This is a genomic window from Runella salmonicolor (assembly GCF_024158025.1).
GTDB classification, from domain to species: domain Bacteria; phylum Bacteroidota; class Bacteroidia; order Cytophagales; family Spirosomataceae; genus Runella; species Runella salmonicolor.
On the sequence record NZ_JAMZEL010000008.1, the window covers coordinates 143,031 to 159,997 of the forward strand.

Here is a 16,967-nt window from a genome sequence, read left to right on the forward strand (position 1 = left end):
TTGAAAGTTACAGAATTTAACGAAAATCTACTTAAAAAAAGGTTTTTAGCTTTACTAACAGGTTTATTCTGTAATCGCGGTTGTGTTTTGGTCTTATTATCACTTACCTCCAACATGCGTTTTGCCGTTCTATTTTTGATTTTTGTTGTAGTCATTCCTGATTTGTTTGCGCAGATTTTTCGGGTTGAGCGAATAGGAACCGAACAGGGTCTATCCCAAGGTTCGGTCTATGCTATGTTAAAAGATTCCAGGGGATTTTTGTGGTTTGGTACCCAAGATGGACTTAATCGCTACGATGGTCATAACTTTAAAGTTTACTATTCGGACCCTGACCAACCTCGGGGGTTGCACGGCAGCTTTGTAAATTCAATGCTTGAAGCTCCCAACGGAGACTTATGGATTGGAACGGATTATGGTTTGAATCTCTACCGACGTCAAAGCGACGATTTTGTGTATTTCCCAACAAAGAATGCCAAAACTCCCGAAGCCTGCACGCCCTTTGCCGTTGACCAACAATTTGTGTGGTATTGGTCAGAGGAGGAAGGTATTCTTAAGATGGATTATGTAAAAAAGAAGAAACAACTCATTTTGGCGGGAGTTTCACACAATCTGGGGCTGTTGGCGGTCTCAAACGCTACCAAGTTTGGAAAAGACGGGAAATTATGGGTTTGTTTGTCGAAAGGGTTGATGCAATTTGATACTGCTACCCGCGAGACTCGCTATTTTTTTAGCAACCATCCCCAAAATCAATTGGGGAATGCCACGACCGTTTTAAAGGCCCTTCATGCCCAAGATGGATTGGTGTATTTGTCTCATTCGCTGGGAATTACGGTGTTCAATCCTCAGCTCAACATTTTCAAGAATTTTACAAACCTTAATCAAATAGACCTGCGTGAGGTATATGATTTGGCTGAAGCCCCCGATGGAGATATATGGATTGCGACAGGTGGAAATGGTTTACTTAGGTACAGTAAAGAAGGGAATGTACAGCAATTTTTACATAAAAAAAACGACAGCAATAGCTTATCTAACAACACAATCACTACGGTCTATGTCTCAAATGACGGCCTCGTTTGGGCCAATCCCGACCCGCTAGGCATTAATCTTCTGGTGGCGAGCGGAAATAAGTTTAGGAGCATAAAGTACGTATCAGAAGCCCCCAATGCCCTCAATGACCCCAACGTACGAACCCTGCTGGCTGTTGACAAAACGCACCTTTGGGTGGGCACTGAGCAAGGGGGGATAAATGTCTGGAATAAGCAGAGTGGACAAATTGAAGACTACATCACGCATCATCCCTCAAAAGATAAATCAATTCCGAGCCAATCTATTTATCATTTGCTGCGCGACCAGCAGGGGCAGATTTGGGTAGCCACCTACAACGGTTTAAGTAGGTACACAGGTGGTGGGCATAATTTTGAGAATTTTTTCCTTACCAAACCCCAAAATATCGGTGAAAATATCATCAGATGCCTGTCGGAATGGGACCCTAACCACTTATTGGTGGGTACCGAAAATGGCCTCTATATTTTTGATAAAATCCGCAAGACTTTCATTCAGGTAAAAGGGCTGGAAGGAGTAAATATTCTTTGGGTAGATTGTACGGATGATGGAAAAATATGGCTGACTCGCTTCAATGAAAGCGCATGGAAGGGGACGATTCACGAAAATCAATGGAGGGCCGAGGAGTGTATTTTGAGCGGAGGCAACGCCCTAAGTTTGTTGAAAGACCTGCGAAGAAAATGTTATTGGATTGCGACCAATGTGGGTTTACTTCAATACAAAAACGGAAAAGTGATGCAGAAGTTTTCTACCAAAGATGGGCTTGGCAATGCCTACGTCTATGGCTTGCTATTGGACCAACAGCAAAACATCTGGCTGAGCACTAATCGGGGGTTGAGTAGTTTTAATCCCGAATCAAAGAAATTCAGAAACTATCAGATGAACGACGGTTTGCAGGGGTATGAGTTTAACAACCGATCTTATTTGGTTGATAACGAAGGCTATTTTTATTTTGGTGGAACGAATGGATTTACTTTTTTTCGCCCTAGTGAGGTTCGTACGAATACCTTTCAACCACAAATTCAGCTCACGGAGTTAGAAATAAATGATCAACCTGCAAATATTGGAAGCTACATAGGCGAAACCAAATCCTTGATCTTGCCTTTTGACCAAAACACCCTATCCCTTAGCTATGTTGCATTGGATTATTTGAGCAATGGCAAAAACAGGTATCAGTATCGTTTGGTTGGGTTGGAAGATGCCTGGCATGAAACCGAAAATGCGTTTGTTAGATACGTAAGAGTGCCTCACGGTCAATATGTGTTTGAGGTAAAAGCGGCCAATGGTGACGGTTTTTGGAGCGATGCCATCTACCGATTAAACCTGACAATTGCGCCCCCTTTCTGGCAAACTTGGTGGTTTATACTCATCAATGTGGTAGGGGTGGCTGCATTGGGGATGGTGCTGTTTCGATTGCGGATTCGGCAGCTTGAACTTCGACAACGCGAGCGCTTGGATCTCGTGGTCAGAACGCAAGAAGCAGAACGTAAACAATTGGCCACCGAACTCCATGATGATTTGGGTATGCGCCTTTCAACCTTGCAAATGTATCTCTCCGAAATTGATATGGTTCAAAACAGTCGTGTTTCTAAACTGCGGCCTATTTTGGAAGATGCAATCATGGATATTCGAAATCTACTTCAGGACTTGAACCCTAAGTTATTGTTTGAATACGGCTTACGCGTGGCGGTCGAAGATTTGGGAGAGAAACTTAACGTGATGGATACGCTGCGGTTTGAGCTACTTTGGTTTGATTTTCCTGAAAAATTGCCTGAAGCGATTGAGATAAATCTTTTTAGAATTGTACAAGAACTGGTGAGCAATACCCTCAAACATGCCAAGGCAAATAGCATTACTCTGCAATTTTTGCAACGGGATGACCAATGGGTAATTTTGTACGAGGATAATGGTTGTGGGTTTGAAATGAAGCCTTTTTCATCGGGTTTTGGCCTGCAAAATATTGAAAATAGAGTACGATTATTGAAAGGAAACCTCTATTTTGATACCGCTCCTTTGAAGGGAGTCCACGCTACAATTGAAATTCCATACCAGAAAAATGCCAACCTATGATACGTAAAACGCTGATTGTCGATGACCACAAACTTTTTTTGGAAGGCTTGCGCTACGTGCTTTCTCAAATATCCAACGTTGAAATCGTGGGCGAAGCAACCAACGGCGAAGTGGCCATTGAAATGGTTTTAAATTCAGACATTGAATGGGTTTTGATGGATATAAACATGCCGCATTGCGACGGTATCACAGCCACGGCCCAGCTCAAAAAACGTAAACCAGAGGTAAAGATAATTGCCGTAACGATGTTTGAAGATTACAATAATATTCAACAAATGGTACGTGCTGGTGCCGACGGCTACGTGCTCAAAAATACGGGCTCAGAAGAACTTTTAAAAGCCTTTGAAACAATTGATAAGGGCGAATGCTATTATTCTCCTTCGATTATGAGAACACTGATGAGGCGTAATACTTCTTCAGTACTTTCGCGCAATGCCTTGTTTTTGAAACCACAGGAATTACTCACCTCCCGCGAAAAAGAAATTATGCCACTGTTGGTAGAAGGGCTGACGAGTGCAGAAATCGCGGAGAAGTTGTTTATTAGTGAGTCTACGGTGATTAGTCACCGCAAAAACATCCTCCATAAATTTAACCTAAAAAATACTTCGGCCTTGGTCAAATTTGCCCTTGAAAATAATCTGTTACTTCCCTGACATACCCTTCTGAATTTTCCTTGAATTAAGTTGCTGAAAATCAATATTTTATTGACAGTCCTGTCGTTTTGTTTGCTCTCCCCCCTAGGGGGGATTTTTTATTTATCCCCTTTGAAGATGATTTTTTGAGTCAAGGCTTTGACCACATTTGCAGTGTAGTCAAACCTAACAATGGGTAATCTAATGAACTGGTGGCTTTTGGTGATGATAACAATGGCTATCTTCAGACACGAGATAGGAGGCCGCTCAATCCGCAGCTATCGGGTCACATTGGAGAAAATAACCCTTTCAAAATCAGAGGGTTCAGAAAATCATGAAAATCTCTTTGGTACTGTTTGGGCGGGAGCTTTTTGTAACAGTAACGAAAACCAAGTGGGAGCATCTTTTGATAGCAGAGAGCGTACGCTGAAGCTTTTTGACCGTACCTCCGAAAACTACATTCGCCTACATGAAAACCGCGAACTGCTGCTCAACCATTCTTTGGTTTTTGATATACCCCCATGTGGTGGAAACCAAGCCAATCTTACGCTTACAGCCTCGCTAAACAACCAAAATTTGGGCCGTAAATACACAACCGAACAGCAACGAGTGTATTTGTCAGAAATTAGAGGCCCAACACGCCGTACTATTCACTGCTATGAGCGGGATGGGCATGTACAACTTAGCTTTCTAATTACTCAATTGTAACTCTTTATTTACTAAAAAAAATGAAACATTTCATCACTTCGTTTCTGGCCTTTGCCCTACTTATGATTGCTTTGCTATCGGCCACCAATCAGGAAAAAAGACCCATTCGGGCTGTGACTGGTGGCTACATGATTGAATACAGTACCCCGTCCTTTGTCAAGGAGAATGTGGAAGGGATGAAAGTAGATGTTGCACTGGTGGATTTTACCCCTTTGTCCAGCGCCAAAACTGACTTGGATACAATTGCTATTTTAGGAAAAATCTATCAAAAACCTTCTATGTTTTCAATTGTGACGGGTACATTATCATACGTATCTTCCAATGCCGTGCTTCTTAGAACAAAGGCCAAATTTCAAATAGATATTGCCAATCCAAAATACGGATTAATCATTGTCGAAAATGATGGAAAAGACAACAGCGGTGCAACGAGCCCTTCTATTGTTCTTTACAGAAGAACGGGTGGCGGTGGCTGCAAAAAATGCGGCTGCGCTTGTCTAACAACAAGAAATGGCTGCCAATATTGCGGCATAAAATCTCCCAAATGAAATACTCTGTTGCTATTGATGGCCCAATAAAAGTCTTCCCATCAAAACCAAGCTGGGCGTAGTTTTTACACCCAACTCAATTTTAATGTTGCCCCAATTTGCCTAATTGGAAAATAGATTCAAATGCCCCTTTACCCTAACTTTTTTGATGATGTACCGATTCAATGGTTCACAAGCAATGTGCATTAGCCAAGCCAATAAACACCACACGCTGAGCGCGCGGGTTCGTTCATACCTTCAAAAGTATATTATTTTGTGGGCTTTTATCGGCCTAATGAGCCCCTTTGTGGGGAGGGCTCAAGTGCCCTCACGAAGTAATACAGTGCCGCTCCCCCAGACGAAATCAGCCCTCAAACTCGGCAAGGTAGCAACGACTGAACTTGAACGTGCGGAGCAGATTGCAGAGGAGGCGCTGACCCTGGCCAAATCGCTCGAAACAAGTGGTACAAATTTGGCAATAAATGAGCTCAAAAAAGCAAATATCGGCGTAGTAAATGCGGCCAAAGCATTAAAAAAGGTATTTCAACTGGCTGATTTACAGAACTATCAATTACTAAAAACGGCCTATTCTAAAGATGAGTCTGTGCTGGGTTTTTACGAAACTTACAATCCTAACAGCAGTCGTTTTTATGAAGTTCTGAAGACCGCGGGTGAAAACGGAGAATTTATGGCCGAAAACCTCAAAAAACGCTACAATCAAACATTTGAAGAATTGAGGGTTTTTCTCAGAAGTCGAATGGACGAAAAAACGGCGTTTAGCTTGACCATTGCTGCTTTTCAGTACACTCCTGAGCAGATTGCGCAAACGTGTTTCTCGTACTACACGGGGGGCTTTATTAACTTCAGAGGGGAGCGTTTTCCCAATGCAGGAGATGCAATGTCGATGATTAAGCAGCGTTTTTCGTCCCAAGAAGCGAGTGCTTATTATGAATGGTGGGCGCTCTTACTGACCAAAGGCTACGCTGAAAGCGAAGCGTTTGCGAAAGTGCCTGTTTTTGCTGTGACCAATACGGGGCGGTCTTTAGAGGCTGTTGGGTCATGTTTTCAGAACAATTTTGAACGTCAGACGGGTACTAATCCGAAGATAATAATACAGTTTAGCCCATCAAGTGGAATGATTTATGTGCCCAACACTGGAAGCAATTGCTATCGCCAATTTGCCGAAAAGTTGAGACGATACAATGTTCCAAGGGCCAAAATGGCGGTCATGTTGGCAGCTGCTATTGAGTGTTCTCCCGCCCAAAACAATAATTGTGAGACCGAAAAAACAAGACTAGTTGCACAGATTTTGACCGAAGCAGGCTATCCATCCACCAGAAATTAAACAAACGGATGCTGTATAAATCAATTTTGCTGTTTTTTGTTGGGTTTTATTCTTTGTCATTTGCCCAAACCCAAGAGGAGACCGTACCTACGCTCAACGCGGCTAAACCCTTAGAGTTTTCGATTCCAACGTCGGCAGCCTTTGATTTGCTGGGAGTTACGCCTGCCCAAGTCACTAAGCCTGGTAATATTCGGGATTTTAAAGTAGACTGGTCTTTTCAGTCCTGGCGACTCAAACCCAATATTGCTATACAAGCCCAACCGATATGGGAGTTGTTTTATAATCGGAGCGATTTGTTGAAATACCAAGCGGCCCCAAAACTGCTTAAAATGCTTTCAACCCTTGATGTTTCGGCAGGAACGGTTGAAGATGAACAATTGAATAGACGATTGGCGGGAGCCCTAAAAATGACGCTCTTCAGAAGCCATGACCCCTTAGATGAACCCGACCTTTTTCGTGAATCGACGGAACAATTTTATGAACAACACGCCCAACTTAAAACGGTTTTGACTCAATTGGAAGACTCGTTGAAGCAACTGCCCAAATCGCCAGAATACGTGGATACCCGTCTAAAGATTTTGGAAGAGCTTGAAAACAATCAAGTTAAAATCAACGAATTGGAAAAAAATCACAAAGACCGAATGACCCAACTGTCAACGTTTTATTTGAAAGAACATTGGAATGCCTCGTTTTTGGATGTCGCCATCGGCAAATCGTACCTTTATAAGAATGAAGGATTGGACACCCTTCGGCTTACCCAAGATGGCCTTTCGGTATGGGTGAATGGTTGCGTGGGGCTGGGCCGCAAATGGCTGCTGACGGGCATGGCTCGATATACAAAGTTTAATGCACCTCGTACAAAGCTGACCAAAGAGTACTTTGTTGGGCTCAACTTACGCTATGGAAGTCCGAAATTTAACTTCTTTGTGGAAGTGCTCACCCGGGATGTTTCTAATCCTTTCAGCTTTAAAACCGTTACGGTAGCTTACGGTGGCGACTGGCGCTTTAGCCGCAATGTAATGCTGAGTTATGGTGTTCGTACTGTTTATGGTGAAGATTTTCGTTTCAAATCACTTATTCCGGTGGCGAGTATATCCTGTATGATGCGTTGAAAATCAACTAATAAACAACTACAATGATGAAAATAATCCTTTTTTTTCTTCTCTTTATATGTTTGGGCCGTGGATTTGCCCAAAAAGCCGTTTCCTCGGTTCTGAACTTAGAAAGCTTCAGTTTTACAGAGTCTACGTTGCAGTCACTCACCCTAAAGTACACAATCAAAAACAACGGGCCAGAAAAATATATATTTCATGGTTCGACAACTACTCCGATTGATGATTTAACGGTAACAATCTACCTTTCCAAAAATGAAACCCTTGAAACGGGCGTTTTGGGTGGGGAAAATGACCTGCAAATTGGCACTTTTGTGCCAGCTCAGTATACGTTGCTGGCTGGGAGTACAGTGACTTTGAAAAAAGCCTTGTCACTCAATAGACCTCCGTTTGGTTCTTATAAGTATTGTATTGTCAGCGTGGCCTATGTACAGGGCCCAGGAATGAGTTCAAAAACGTATTTATCCAAAAAATACAGTACGACATCGGCGGGGCTGACCTTAGCCGACTAAGCCAATGGATGGCTTAACGACCCCAATATTTTTTTGCTGAGAATTAAGGTTGATGCAATGAAATGGTTAATATTGCCTGTCAATATTAACCATTTCATTATGTTTTCGACAAATACCTACGCTTCACGCCGCAACATACTCAAAAGCCAAATCCCAAACGGCTTATTATTATTTTTAGGAAATGAAGAATCGGGGATGAATTATACCGATAATACCTATCATTTTCGACAAGACAGCACCTTTCTGTACTACTTTGGATTGGATAAAGTAGGACTGGCGGCCATTATCGACGCTGACTCGGGCGAGGAATGGATTGTGGGGGATGAAATTACGATGGATGAGGTGATTTGGGCGGGGCCGCAGCCTACTTTGCAAGAACAGGCAGGGAGGGTAGGTGTGGCCAAAACGCTTCCAAAATCTGCCCTAGAAGCTACCCTCAAGGGCGCGCTTAGCGCGGGCCGTGCAGTGCATTTTCTGCCGCCGTATCGCCCTGAGCATACCCTGAAACTTCATCACTTGACGGGCTGGCCGCTAGCAGAAATTCCCCAAAAAGCGTCACTGGCGTTTATTATGGCGGTCATCAACCAACGTTCCTATAAAACGGATCACGAAATCATTGAGATGGATAAAGCCGTCAACATTTCGGGGCAGATGCACCTAAATGCGATTCGCGCTACCCGTATTGGCAAATACGAATACGAGGTAGTAGGCACGGTTCATGGCACAGCGCGGAGCGGTGGCGGGGACTTGGCGTACCCCATTATTTTGTCGGTAGATGGGCAAACGCTCCACAATCATTATCACGGCAATCGCCTCGAAAGCGGCCGACTTGTGTTAGGTGATTTTGGGGCCGAAACGGCCACTTATTACGCAGGCGACATTACACGTACGTGGCCCGTTGACAAAACATTTACCGAAAAACAAAAAGAAATTTATCAGATTGTACTGGACGCCAACATGAACGTTATCAATGCGTTGCGTCCGGGTGTGAAGTACCTTGATTGTCATTTGATTTCTTGGCGGACGGTGACTGAGGGTTTAAAAAACCTTGGTTTGCTGGAAGGAGATGTGGACGAAATGGTGGCGTTGGGCGTACCGGCCCTTTTTATGCCCCATGGCGTTGGGCACATGATTGGGATGGATGTTCACGATATGGAAAATCTGGGCGAAAACTATATAGGTTACCGTGAGGGATTAGAACGCAGCAATTTGCTTGGTTTGAAGTCATTACGATTGGCCAAAGAACTCGAAGCGGGATTTGCGCTGACGATTGAGCCGGGTACGTATTTTATACCAGAACTGATTCAATTGTGGGAAAGTCAAGGAAAATTTAAGGAGTTCATCAAGTACGATAAGCTGAAATCCTATTTTGGCTTTGGCGGGGTGCGGATTGAGGACAATTATGTGATTACGGCCGATGGTGCAAGATTGATTGGTGAGCCCATCCCCAAAACAATCGCCGAAATTGAAGGGTTAAGGTGTTAAAATTTAGTCTCTGTGTACCTCTTTTCCTCTGTGGTTAAATTAATTAAAACCACAGAGGAAAAGAGAAATAAGCTATAAAAGAATGCGTTACGAACCGATAGATGTTCAGCTTTTCATTCAAAATCGCCAACGTCTTTATAAGTTGTTGAAGCCCAAGAGCTTGGTGATATTGAATGCCAATGACCCCATGCCAACCAATGCCGACGGAACCATGGGTTTTAAGCAAAATTCGGATTTGTTTTATCTATCAGGAATTGATCAAGAAGAAACCCTTCTGGTATTATTTCCCGATCATCCCGATCCTAAATTTCGAGAATTACTTTTTTTGCGAGAAACAAATGAGCTTATTGCCGTGTGGGAAGGTGAAAAACTGACCAAAGCGCAGGCAATGCAAGTATCTGGTATTCAGCGGATTTATTGGACTCATCAGTTTGAATTGATATTTAGTCAGTTGATTTTTGAGGCCGACAATGTATACCTCAACACCAACGAGCACGCCCGAAGCGACGCACAAGTTCAAACGCGGGATGCGCGCTACATTCGGGATTTTAAGGAAAGATACCCTTTGCACCGATTGGAACGGTTGGCACCGCTGACCTATTATTTGCGCGCCGTGAAGCAACCTCAGGAGATTAATCAGCTTCAAAAAGCCATTGACATCACCCGCGATGGGTTTTTAAGGGTCTTGAATTTTGTCAAACCTGAGGTATGGGAATACGAGATTGAGGCCGAGTTTATTCATGAATTTACCCGAAAGCGTTCTAAAGGCTTTGCATACAGTCCCATCATTGCCTCGGGAAAAAATGCGTGCGTGCTACATTACATTGAAAACAATCGACAATGCAAAGCGGGAGATATTTTGCTGTTGGATGTAGCGGCCGAGTACGCCAATTACAATGCCGACTTGACGCGTTCCATTCCTGTTAATGGTCGTTTTACACCGCGTCAGCGGGAGGTATACGATGCGGTATTGCGGGTAATGAAAGCCGCGCGGGGGATGCTCGTGACGGGTACAATGCCCGATGCGTATCAGGCAGAAGTGGCCAAAATCATGGAAAGTGAGTTGTTGGGCTTGGGGTTGTTGACCAAGCAGGACATTGAGAAACAAGACCCCGATTGGCCAGCGTACAAGAAGTATTTTATGCACGGAACCTCCCATTTGTTGGGGTTGGATGTTCACGATGTGGGGAGTCGCTACCGTGCTTTTGCCCCCGGCATGGTTTTCACGTGTGAACCCGGTATTTACATCAAAGAAGAGGGATTGGGGATTCGACTCGAAAACAATATTTTGATTACTGCCGACGGAAACATTGACCTGATGGCACACATACCCATTGAAGCCGAAGAAATTGAAGAATTAATGAATCAATAAATTGGGGTAGATAATGATTTAAGAGGTAAATAACTGATTATGATGGGAAACCTCGCATGAAAATGAGCTTTTTTTTTACGGAAGATATTATAAGATTATTGATTGCAGCGGGGTTAGGCGCGCTGATTGGCCTAGAACGTGAATACCATAGCAAATCGGCTGGGCTGCGAACAATGATGTTGATTGCCATTGGTTCGACGCTTTTTACGGTCATTTCAACCAAATTAGGGGGAGATGCGGGGCGGATAGCCTCCAACATTGTGACGGGCATCGGCTTTATCGGCGGCGGCATTATCTTCCGGGAGAGCAACCGTGTTTCGGGTATCACAACGGCCGCTACGGCTTGGGCTACGGCGGCGTTGGGGATGTGTGTGGGCATCGGTTATTATGAAATCGCCTTGGCCTCGTCTATATTGGTGCTTTTTGTGTTGTACGCGCTCGTTCCGATTCAAGACATCATAAACCGTCATAATCAGCTTCGTACCTACCGCATTGTTTGTAAGTATCAACAAAAAACGTTGAAAAATTACGAAAGCCTTTTTAAGGAATTGGGGTTAGATGCCAAACGCGGGGTGCAAAATCGAGTTGGTAATACCATCAGTGGAACTTGGGCGATTCAGGGGCCAGAGCGTAAACACGACAAACTGACCAAGCTTTTACTGAATGACGAAGAAGTGCTAGAATTTGACTTCTAAGTGATGCACCGTTTAATAATTTATTGGGAGGATGTTTTTACAACTCCCTTTTTTTTTGTATTTTACTTCAATTGTAATTGTAAAAATAAAATATTGATATAGAAAACTTAGATAATTGACATGTATAAATAATAAATAGCAATAAAGAAAGTCGGTCAATATACAGCCTAATAATCGTCCGGAATGCATAAACATTTATATAATGATGACCTCCGAAAAACGTAGTGCGTTAGTCATTGGGGCTACAGGTTTGGTAGGAGCGAAGGTCGTAGCAAAGCTATTGACTTCTGACAAATACAGTCATGTCAAAGTGCTGACACGTAAGCCTTTTATGGGTAGCCATCCCAAATTGGAAAGTATCATTTTTGATTTTGACCATCCAAATGCGGCACATGTTGAAGCAGATGATATTTTTTGCTGTCTCGGGACCACCATGAAAAAAGCGGGGTCGAAAGAAGCTTTTTATCTGGTAGACTATACCTATCCCATTGAAGTCGCAAAAATAGCCTTGGCCAATGGCGCCAAACGTTTTGCCATTATTACGGCCATGGGCGCAGACTATACTTCTTTGTTTTATTACAATCAGGTCAAAGGAAAAGTGGAGGAATCGCTGCGAAAATTGGGTTATGAAACGCTACTTATTTTCCGCCCTTCCCTGTTGGTGGGTTCGCGTCAAGAGAGCCGTTTTGGCGAAAAAGCGGGCGAGTGGCTCTCAAAACTGTTTCAATTCATTATCCCTGCCAAATACCGAGCCATTGACGCAGATAAGGTGGCAGAAGCGATGGTTTCCATTACCTCCAGCAACGTCAAAGGAACGCTGGTGTATGAGTCTGACCTGATGCAAGAGTTTTAATGTAATCATAGATTCACTTTTATTTCACCGTTGTGTCTGCCACAATTAACATTCAACGAGCCGTCGAAAGCGACGTTATTAACGTGTACGGCTTTCTTTGTGCGTTGGAAGAAGAGAAATTGGATTTTAACGCATTTCAGGAAATCTTCAACCGAAACCTCAAAAATCCTGATTGTCATTATTTTATGGCTTTTGATGAGGCCAAATGCGTGGGCTACGCGAGTGTTCATGCGCAGTGGTTACTCCATCATTGCGGAAAAGTAGGCGAGATTCAGGAAATGTTTGTCGTGGACAATTACCGCTCCAAAGGCGTCGGAAGTCTGCTGATTCAGGAATTAATGAACGTGGCTGAACGTGAAAATTTCAAAATTCTGGAAGTAACCGCCAATAAAAAACGGGTGGATACGCATCGTTTCTACGAAAGTAAAGGCTTGGAACCGACCCATTTTAAGTTTGTGAAAAAGTATGGGTAAACGCGAGGCTCTACGCATCTTTACACAAAAAAGTAAGTTGCTAATGAGACTATTGCTAACCATCCTCTTTTTGCCTTTTTGTGCTGTTGCTCAATGGCATCCATCATTTGTAGAAAATCGTTTTTTACGCCTTGAGCAGTTGAAAACAAGCGATTCTACCATTCTCGCGTATCAATCGCTTCCGTTGTTTTCTTACGTCTTAAATGACAAATACGCTACGACTGAGCGCACAGTTTTTCAATCTGAAAATGAAAAACTGAATTTTGTCTTAGATAATAAGCTAAATGTAACCTACCAAATCAACCCGTCCGACGGTTCCAAACCGTCAGACGGGTATACGGTGATTACCTTTACGAATACGTCAACCGACACATTAAGGCTTCGGAATGTAGTGCCACTCGGAGAGTCTAAATCACACGTATACATCACGGGGTTGGGAAATCATTCGTTGTCGCGGGCGCATTTGTTTCGACCTAGTTTTGCTCCAATCAACGTTATCTTGCCCGATAATGCGTGGGAGTTGGGATTTTCGGCCGTAAACATGGTCGAAAAAAATGTGTGTGCATTGATGCGGCGCGTCAAATGGGAAAATGCCACCCGCCGCCGTTTTGAAACCATTCTGCCACCCAAAGGGAGCGTTACGTACCATCTTTGGCTGCAAACCTATACGGGGGATTGGCAGGAAGGATTACGTCAAATGTTCCAAAAAAGAAAGCTGTTTGACGTGGCTCAGTTTGATAATTCTCTTTTTCAACGTCCTGATTTGCAGTGGATTCGTAAGAGTTATGTCATTCATCTGATGATGGCTTGGGACCAGCGTTTTTCGTTGGGGCTAAAATGGGGGCAAGGAATCAACGATTTTATCAAACGCGGTAAAGTCCTCTACGGCGGCGACGATGTGCTTGGCATTTGGCCTACCTGGCCCACGCTAGGCTTAGACCAGCGGAATCAATTTGATTTGTTTAGCGACTTGCCGGGGGGCTTGCCGAACCTCAGAAAAATGGGCAATATGATGCGGGCGCAAGGCACAAAATTGTTTTTGTGTTATAATCCGTGGGATGAATCTACCCGCGATGCCAACAATCCCAAAGCGCATTTGAAGGGACTTTCGGACCTCATTGCAGCTACTCAGGCCGACGGTGTGGTGCTCGACACGCGCGGTAGCAGCAGTAAAGAATTGCAGGAAGCCGCCGACCAAGTCAAAAAGGGCGTGGTGATGTACAGCGAAGGTATGGCGATACCGAAAGATATGCCGGGCATTGTGGCGGGGCGCGTTCATAATGCGTTGTATTACCCGCCGATGCTGAATCTCAACAAATTTATTAAACCCGAATTTGCGATTTTTCGCGTAGCCGAGCAGTACAAAGAGCGCATCCGGCGAGAATTTGCCACGAGTTTTTTCAACGGCTACGGCACGGAATTAAACGTTTTTCAGGCGGGTACGCCCGACTGGGTCGAAGAAGATTACCGTTTTTTAGGCCAAACCACTCGCATTTTGCGGGAAAACAGCTCGGTATTTTTAAACACTCATTACACGCCGCTTATCCCAACAACCCGCGACGGAATTTTTGTAAATAAATGGCAGGATTCTACCAAAATACTTTACACGATTTTTAGCCTAATTCCCGAGGGGTTTAGAGGGCCATTGTTTGAAGTAAATGAAAAAGCAAAAACACATTTCGTTGATATTTTCAATCATCAGGAACTGACGACTGTTCGACAGGGTGGGCGCGAATACATTTCGGTAGATACGGCACCCTTTGACAAAGCCTGTCTTGGAACAAACAATGAAGGTGCCGTCGGAGCCATTGCGCAGTTGCCCGAGTATTTGAGCGTTTCCTTTCAAGAGGATATGTTGAAGTTGTCCGCGACTGTCGGAAGCAGAATACAACTCTGGAAAGGAAATCCGGCCTACGGGGCACAACCTTTGGCTACTTTTGGTAGAGGGACTCATGGATATTCGTTGGATAAATCAGGGGCGTATGAAGGTAAATTTGTCGTCCAATTGTTTGATGCGTCCAATGAACTTTTAGATGAACGTATCTTGGATTGGACGCCAGGTCGGCCTAAATGGATAAGTGGTTCAAAAATAAGATCTTCGGGTCAGCTCAGCGCTTCACCAAATGAAGCAATAATCCCAGCAGGCCGCTATCGTCACATCACCACGCACGGAGATGTGTTTTTGCCGTATCCCGAAAAGGACACCACAATGCATGAAATCAGCGCTTTTTTGATGGATAAAAATTTAGTTTCTAACACCGATTTTAAGAAATTTCTGACCTCTACCCGCTACAAGCCCAAAGATGCCGCTAATTTCCTGAAGCACTGGAAAAACGGGCAAATTCCCAAAGGAGAAGAAAACAAACCGGTGGTGTATGTATCGCTTGAAGATGCCAGAGCGTATGCAAAATGGGCGGGTAAGCGCCTACCCACTGAGCGAGAATGGCAATACGCGGCGGAAATAGATTCGTTGACAAAAACGTCGGCAAGGTTTCAAACCTTGCCGACGTTGCCCCTGCCGACTGGTCCGCCAGTGCGGTTAAATGATGTACAAGGCGTAGTTTGGCAATTAACCAACGATGAATACCAAGCAGGCCAATACCGCTACATCATGCTCAAAGGGGGGAGTTATTTTAAGCCTGAGTCGAGTTGGTGGTATGTGCAGGGCGGCCCGCAACCGCTTACGCATCAGCAGATTTTACTGCGGGTTTCCGAGGGTTTTGAGCGCAATGCGACCGTGGGTTTTCGGTGCGTGAGGGATTAATTCTTTCCCGTCTCCGCACGCCGCATCGGCATCGAATCAATGAGCCCGAAAAGCTGCTCAGGCTTGACGGGCTTGTTGCTGACAAGTTTGATTTCGCCATCTTTGCCAATCAACCAAAAACAAAAATGGTTGGGTGTGTACTTAAACCTTTCTTTCAAATGAAGGGCATCGTCGGCCGATAAATTGGCTTCGACGCAGTCAATCACGCGTAAATCACGCTCCATAACCTCCTTACCAACCTCGCTCAGCCACTTTTTTTGCAGTTTAAATTCGGCATCCGAAGCCTTGGGGCAATACACAACCACCACACGATTTTTCCACACCATTTTTTCCAATCGTTTTTCGAGGGTGTCTTGGAAATTGAAACAAACAGCACAGATGATGAGAATTAATGCGTTCATTTTTGAAGATTTTATGGTTTACGAATCACTTTTTACGCTTAACATGGCGCAGTTTTTTCTGGGGCGGCCAACCTACAATGAAAACAAAAAAGAAATAATGAGAAAACTTGCTTTGCCTAACATAGAACTCAACACGCTGTGTCTTTTATAAATGCAAATAAACCAATAAGCTGTTATGTTTAAACAAATTCTTTCCATTATGCTTCTTTTTGCCGCTACGTTGACGGCCTCTGCCCAGGATACCCGCTGCTATGAAACCCGGATTTATTACACCCACCCGGGCCGCTTGGAAGCTTTACTGACCCGTTTTCGTGATCATACCACCAAAATATTTGAAAAACACGGCATGACAAACGTGGGTTATTGGGTGCCTTTACACGAAGAAAACAAACTTATTTATGTGCTGTCGTACCCCGACCGTGCCGCTCGCGATGCTTCATGGAAGGCTTTCAGTTCAGACCCTGAATGGAAAAAAGTACAGTCTGAATCGGAAGTAAGCGGAAAAATTGTGGCCAAAGTAGAAAGTATTTTTATGGACGCAACCGATTTTTCACCCAAAATCAAATCCTCTAAGAGTAAAAAAGAGCGGGTGTTTGAGTTGCGGACTTACACCACCAACACGGGTAAATTGCCCGATTTGTTGACCCGTTTTCGTGACCATACCCTCAAATTGTTTAAAAAGCACGGCATGACCAACGTTGCCTATTGGACGGTAACTGGCAAAGACGATACGCTGATTTACATTTTGGCGCATCCTAGCGAAGAAGCTGGTAAAAAAGCGTTTGATGCTTTTCGTGCTGACCCAGTATGGATAAAAGCCCGCGACGAATCGGAGAAAAACGGAAAACTTGCCGCCAAGGTAGAGTCGGTCTATATGAAAGCAACAGACTTCTCTACGATAAAATAATTGTGTCGTTGAGGCTGCTGTTGGGCCTGAGTGCCCAGCGCTTCGGTTTCTC

General features: G+C 44.1%; 15 protein-coding genes. 14 read left to right on the forward strand and 1 reads right to left on the reverse strand.

All coding sequences use genetic code 11. The annotated features are described in order from the left end of the window. Positions 1-114: 114 nt before the first annotated feature. The 13 genes from NCI00_RS18800 to NCI00_RS18860 all read left to right on the forward strand — a co-directional run bounded on the left by NCI00_RS18800 (position 115) and on the right by NCI00_RS18860 (position 15,607). Positions 115-3,132 carry a sensor histidine kinase gene (locus NCI00_RS18800; protein ID WP_253530078.1) on the forward strand — a complete coding sequence of 1,006 codons (3,018 nt, stop codon included), beginning with the start codon at positions 115-117 and terminating at the stop codon, positions 3,130-3,132. Then, the gene (locus NCI00_RS18805) at positions 3,129-3,785 is read left to right on the forward strand and encodes a response regulator transcription factor (RefSeq protein ID WP_253530081.1); all 657 of its coding nucleotides are present in this window, start codon (positions 3,129-3,131) and stop codon (positions 3,783-3,785) included. The genes NCI00_RS18800 and NCI00_RS18805 overlap by 4 nt, the downstream gene beginning before the upstream one ends. A gap of 183 nt (positions 3,786-3,968) precedes the next feature. Further along, positions 3,969-4,472, forward strand: coding sequence for a hypothetical protein (locus tag NCI00_RS18810; RefSeq protein WP_253530083.1), 504 nt, complete (start codon positions 3,969-3,971; stop codon positions 4,470-4,472). Positions 4,473-4,492: 20 nt separating this feature from the next. Next, positions 4,493-5,017, forward strand: coding sequence for a hypothetical protein (locus tag NCI00_RS18815; RefSeq protein ID WP_253530086.1), 525 nt, complete (start codon positions 4,493-4,495; stop codon positions 5,015-5,017). A gap of 148 nt (positions 5,018-5,165) precedes the next feature. After that, on the forward strand, positions 5,166-6,341 hold the full coding sequence (locus NCI00_RS18820; protein ID WP_253530089.1) for a hypothetical protein: 1,176 nt from the start codon (positions 5,166-5,168) through the stop codon (positions 6,339-6,341). 8 nt (positions 6,342-6,349) lie between these two features. Beyond that, positions 6,350-7,453, forward strand: a complete 1,104-nt coding sequence (locus NCI00_RS18825) for a hypothetical protein (RefSeq protein ID WP_253530092.1) — start codon at positions 6,350-6,352, stop codon at positions 7,451-7,453. 23 nt (positions 7,454-7,476) lie between these two features. Beyond that, positions 7,477-7,965, forward strand: a complete 489-nt coding sequence (locus tag NCI00_RS18830; protein ID WP_253530095.1) for a hypothetical protein — start codon at positions 7,477-7,479, stop codon at positions 7,963-7,965. 99 nt (positions 7,966-8,064) lie between these two features. Further along, complete coding sequence (locus tag NCI00_RS18835) at positions 8,065-9,450, forward strand: aminopeptidase P family protein (RefSeq protein WP_253530099.1); 1,386 nt, start codon at positions 8,065-8,067, stop codon at positions 9,448-9,450. A gap of 82 nt (positions 9,451-9,532) precedes the next feature. Continuing rightward, entirely contained in the window at positions 9,533-10,822 is a 1,290-nt protein-coding gene (locus NCI00_RS18840; protein ID WP_253530101.1) for an aminopeptidase P family protein, read from the forward strand. Between the two features lie 62 nt (positions 10,823-10,884). Next, positions 10,885-11,517, forward strand: a complete 633-nt coding sequence (locus NCI00_RS18845) for an MgtC/SapB family protein (protein WP_114065111.1) — start codon at positions 10,885-10,887, stop codon at positions 11,515-11,517. A gap of 202 nt (positions 11,518-11,719) precedes the next feature. Beyond that, a complete protein-coding gene (locus tag NCI00_RS18850) occupies positions 11,720-12,370 on the forward strand; it encodes an NAD(P)H-binding protein (RefSeq protein ID WP_253530104.1) in 651 nt (216 codons plus the stop codon). A 32-nt stretch (positions 12,371-12,402) separates the two neighbouring features. Then, positions 12,403-12,843 (forward strand): GNAT family N-acetyltransferase, encoded by a 441-nt coding sequence (locus NCI00_RS18855; protein WP_253530106.1) that lies wholly within the window; start codon positions 12,403-12,405, stop codon positions 12,841-12,843. Positions 12,844-12,886: 43 nt separating this feature from the next. Next, complete coding sequence (locus tag NCI00_RS18860) at positions 12,887-15,607, forward strand: formylglycine-generating enzyme family protein (protein ID WP_253530108.1); 2,721 nt, start codon at positions 12,887-12,889, stop codon at positions 15,605-15,607. Here NCI00_RS18860 and NCI00_RS18865 read toward each other — a convergent pair. Beyond that, the gene (locus tag NCI00_RS18865; protein WP_253530110.1) at positions 15,604-16,008 is read right to left on the reverse strand and encodes a DUF4174 domain-containing protein; all 405 of its coding nucleotides are present in this window, start codon (positions 16,006-16,008) and stop codon (positions 15,604-15,606) included. The genes NCI00_RS18860 and NCI00_RS18865 overlap by 4 nt on opposite strands. A 175-nt stretch (positions 16,009-16,183) precedes the next feature. Between NCI00_RS18865 and NCI00_RS18870 the strand changes: the two genes are divergently transcribed. Continuing rightward, the gene (locus NCI00_RS18870; protein WP_253530112.1) at positions 16,184-16,915 is read left to right on the forward strand and encodes an NIPSNAP family protein; all 732 of its coding nucleotides are present in this window, start codon (positions 16,184-16,186) and stop codon (positions 16,913-16,915) included. Positions 16,916-16,967: the final 52 nt, after the last annotated feature.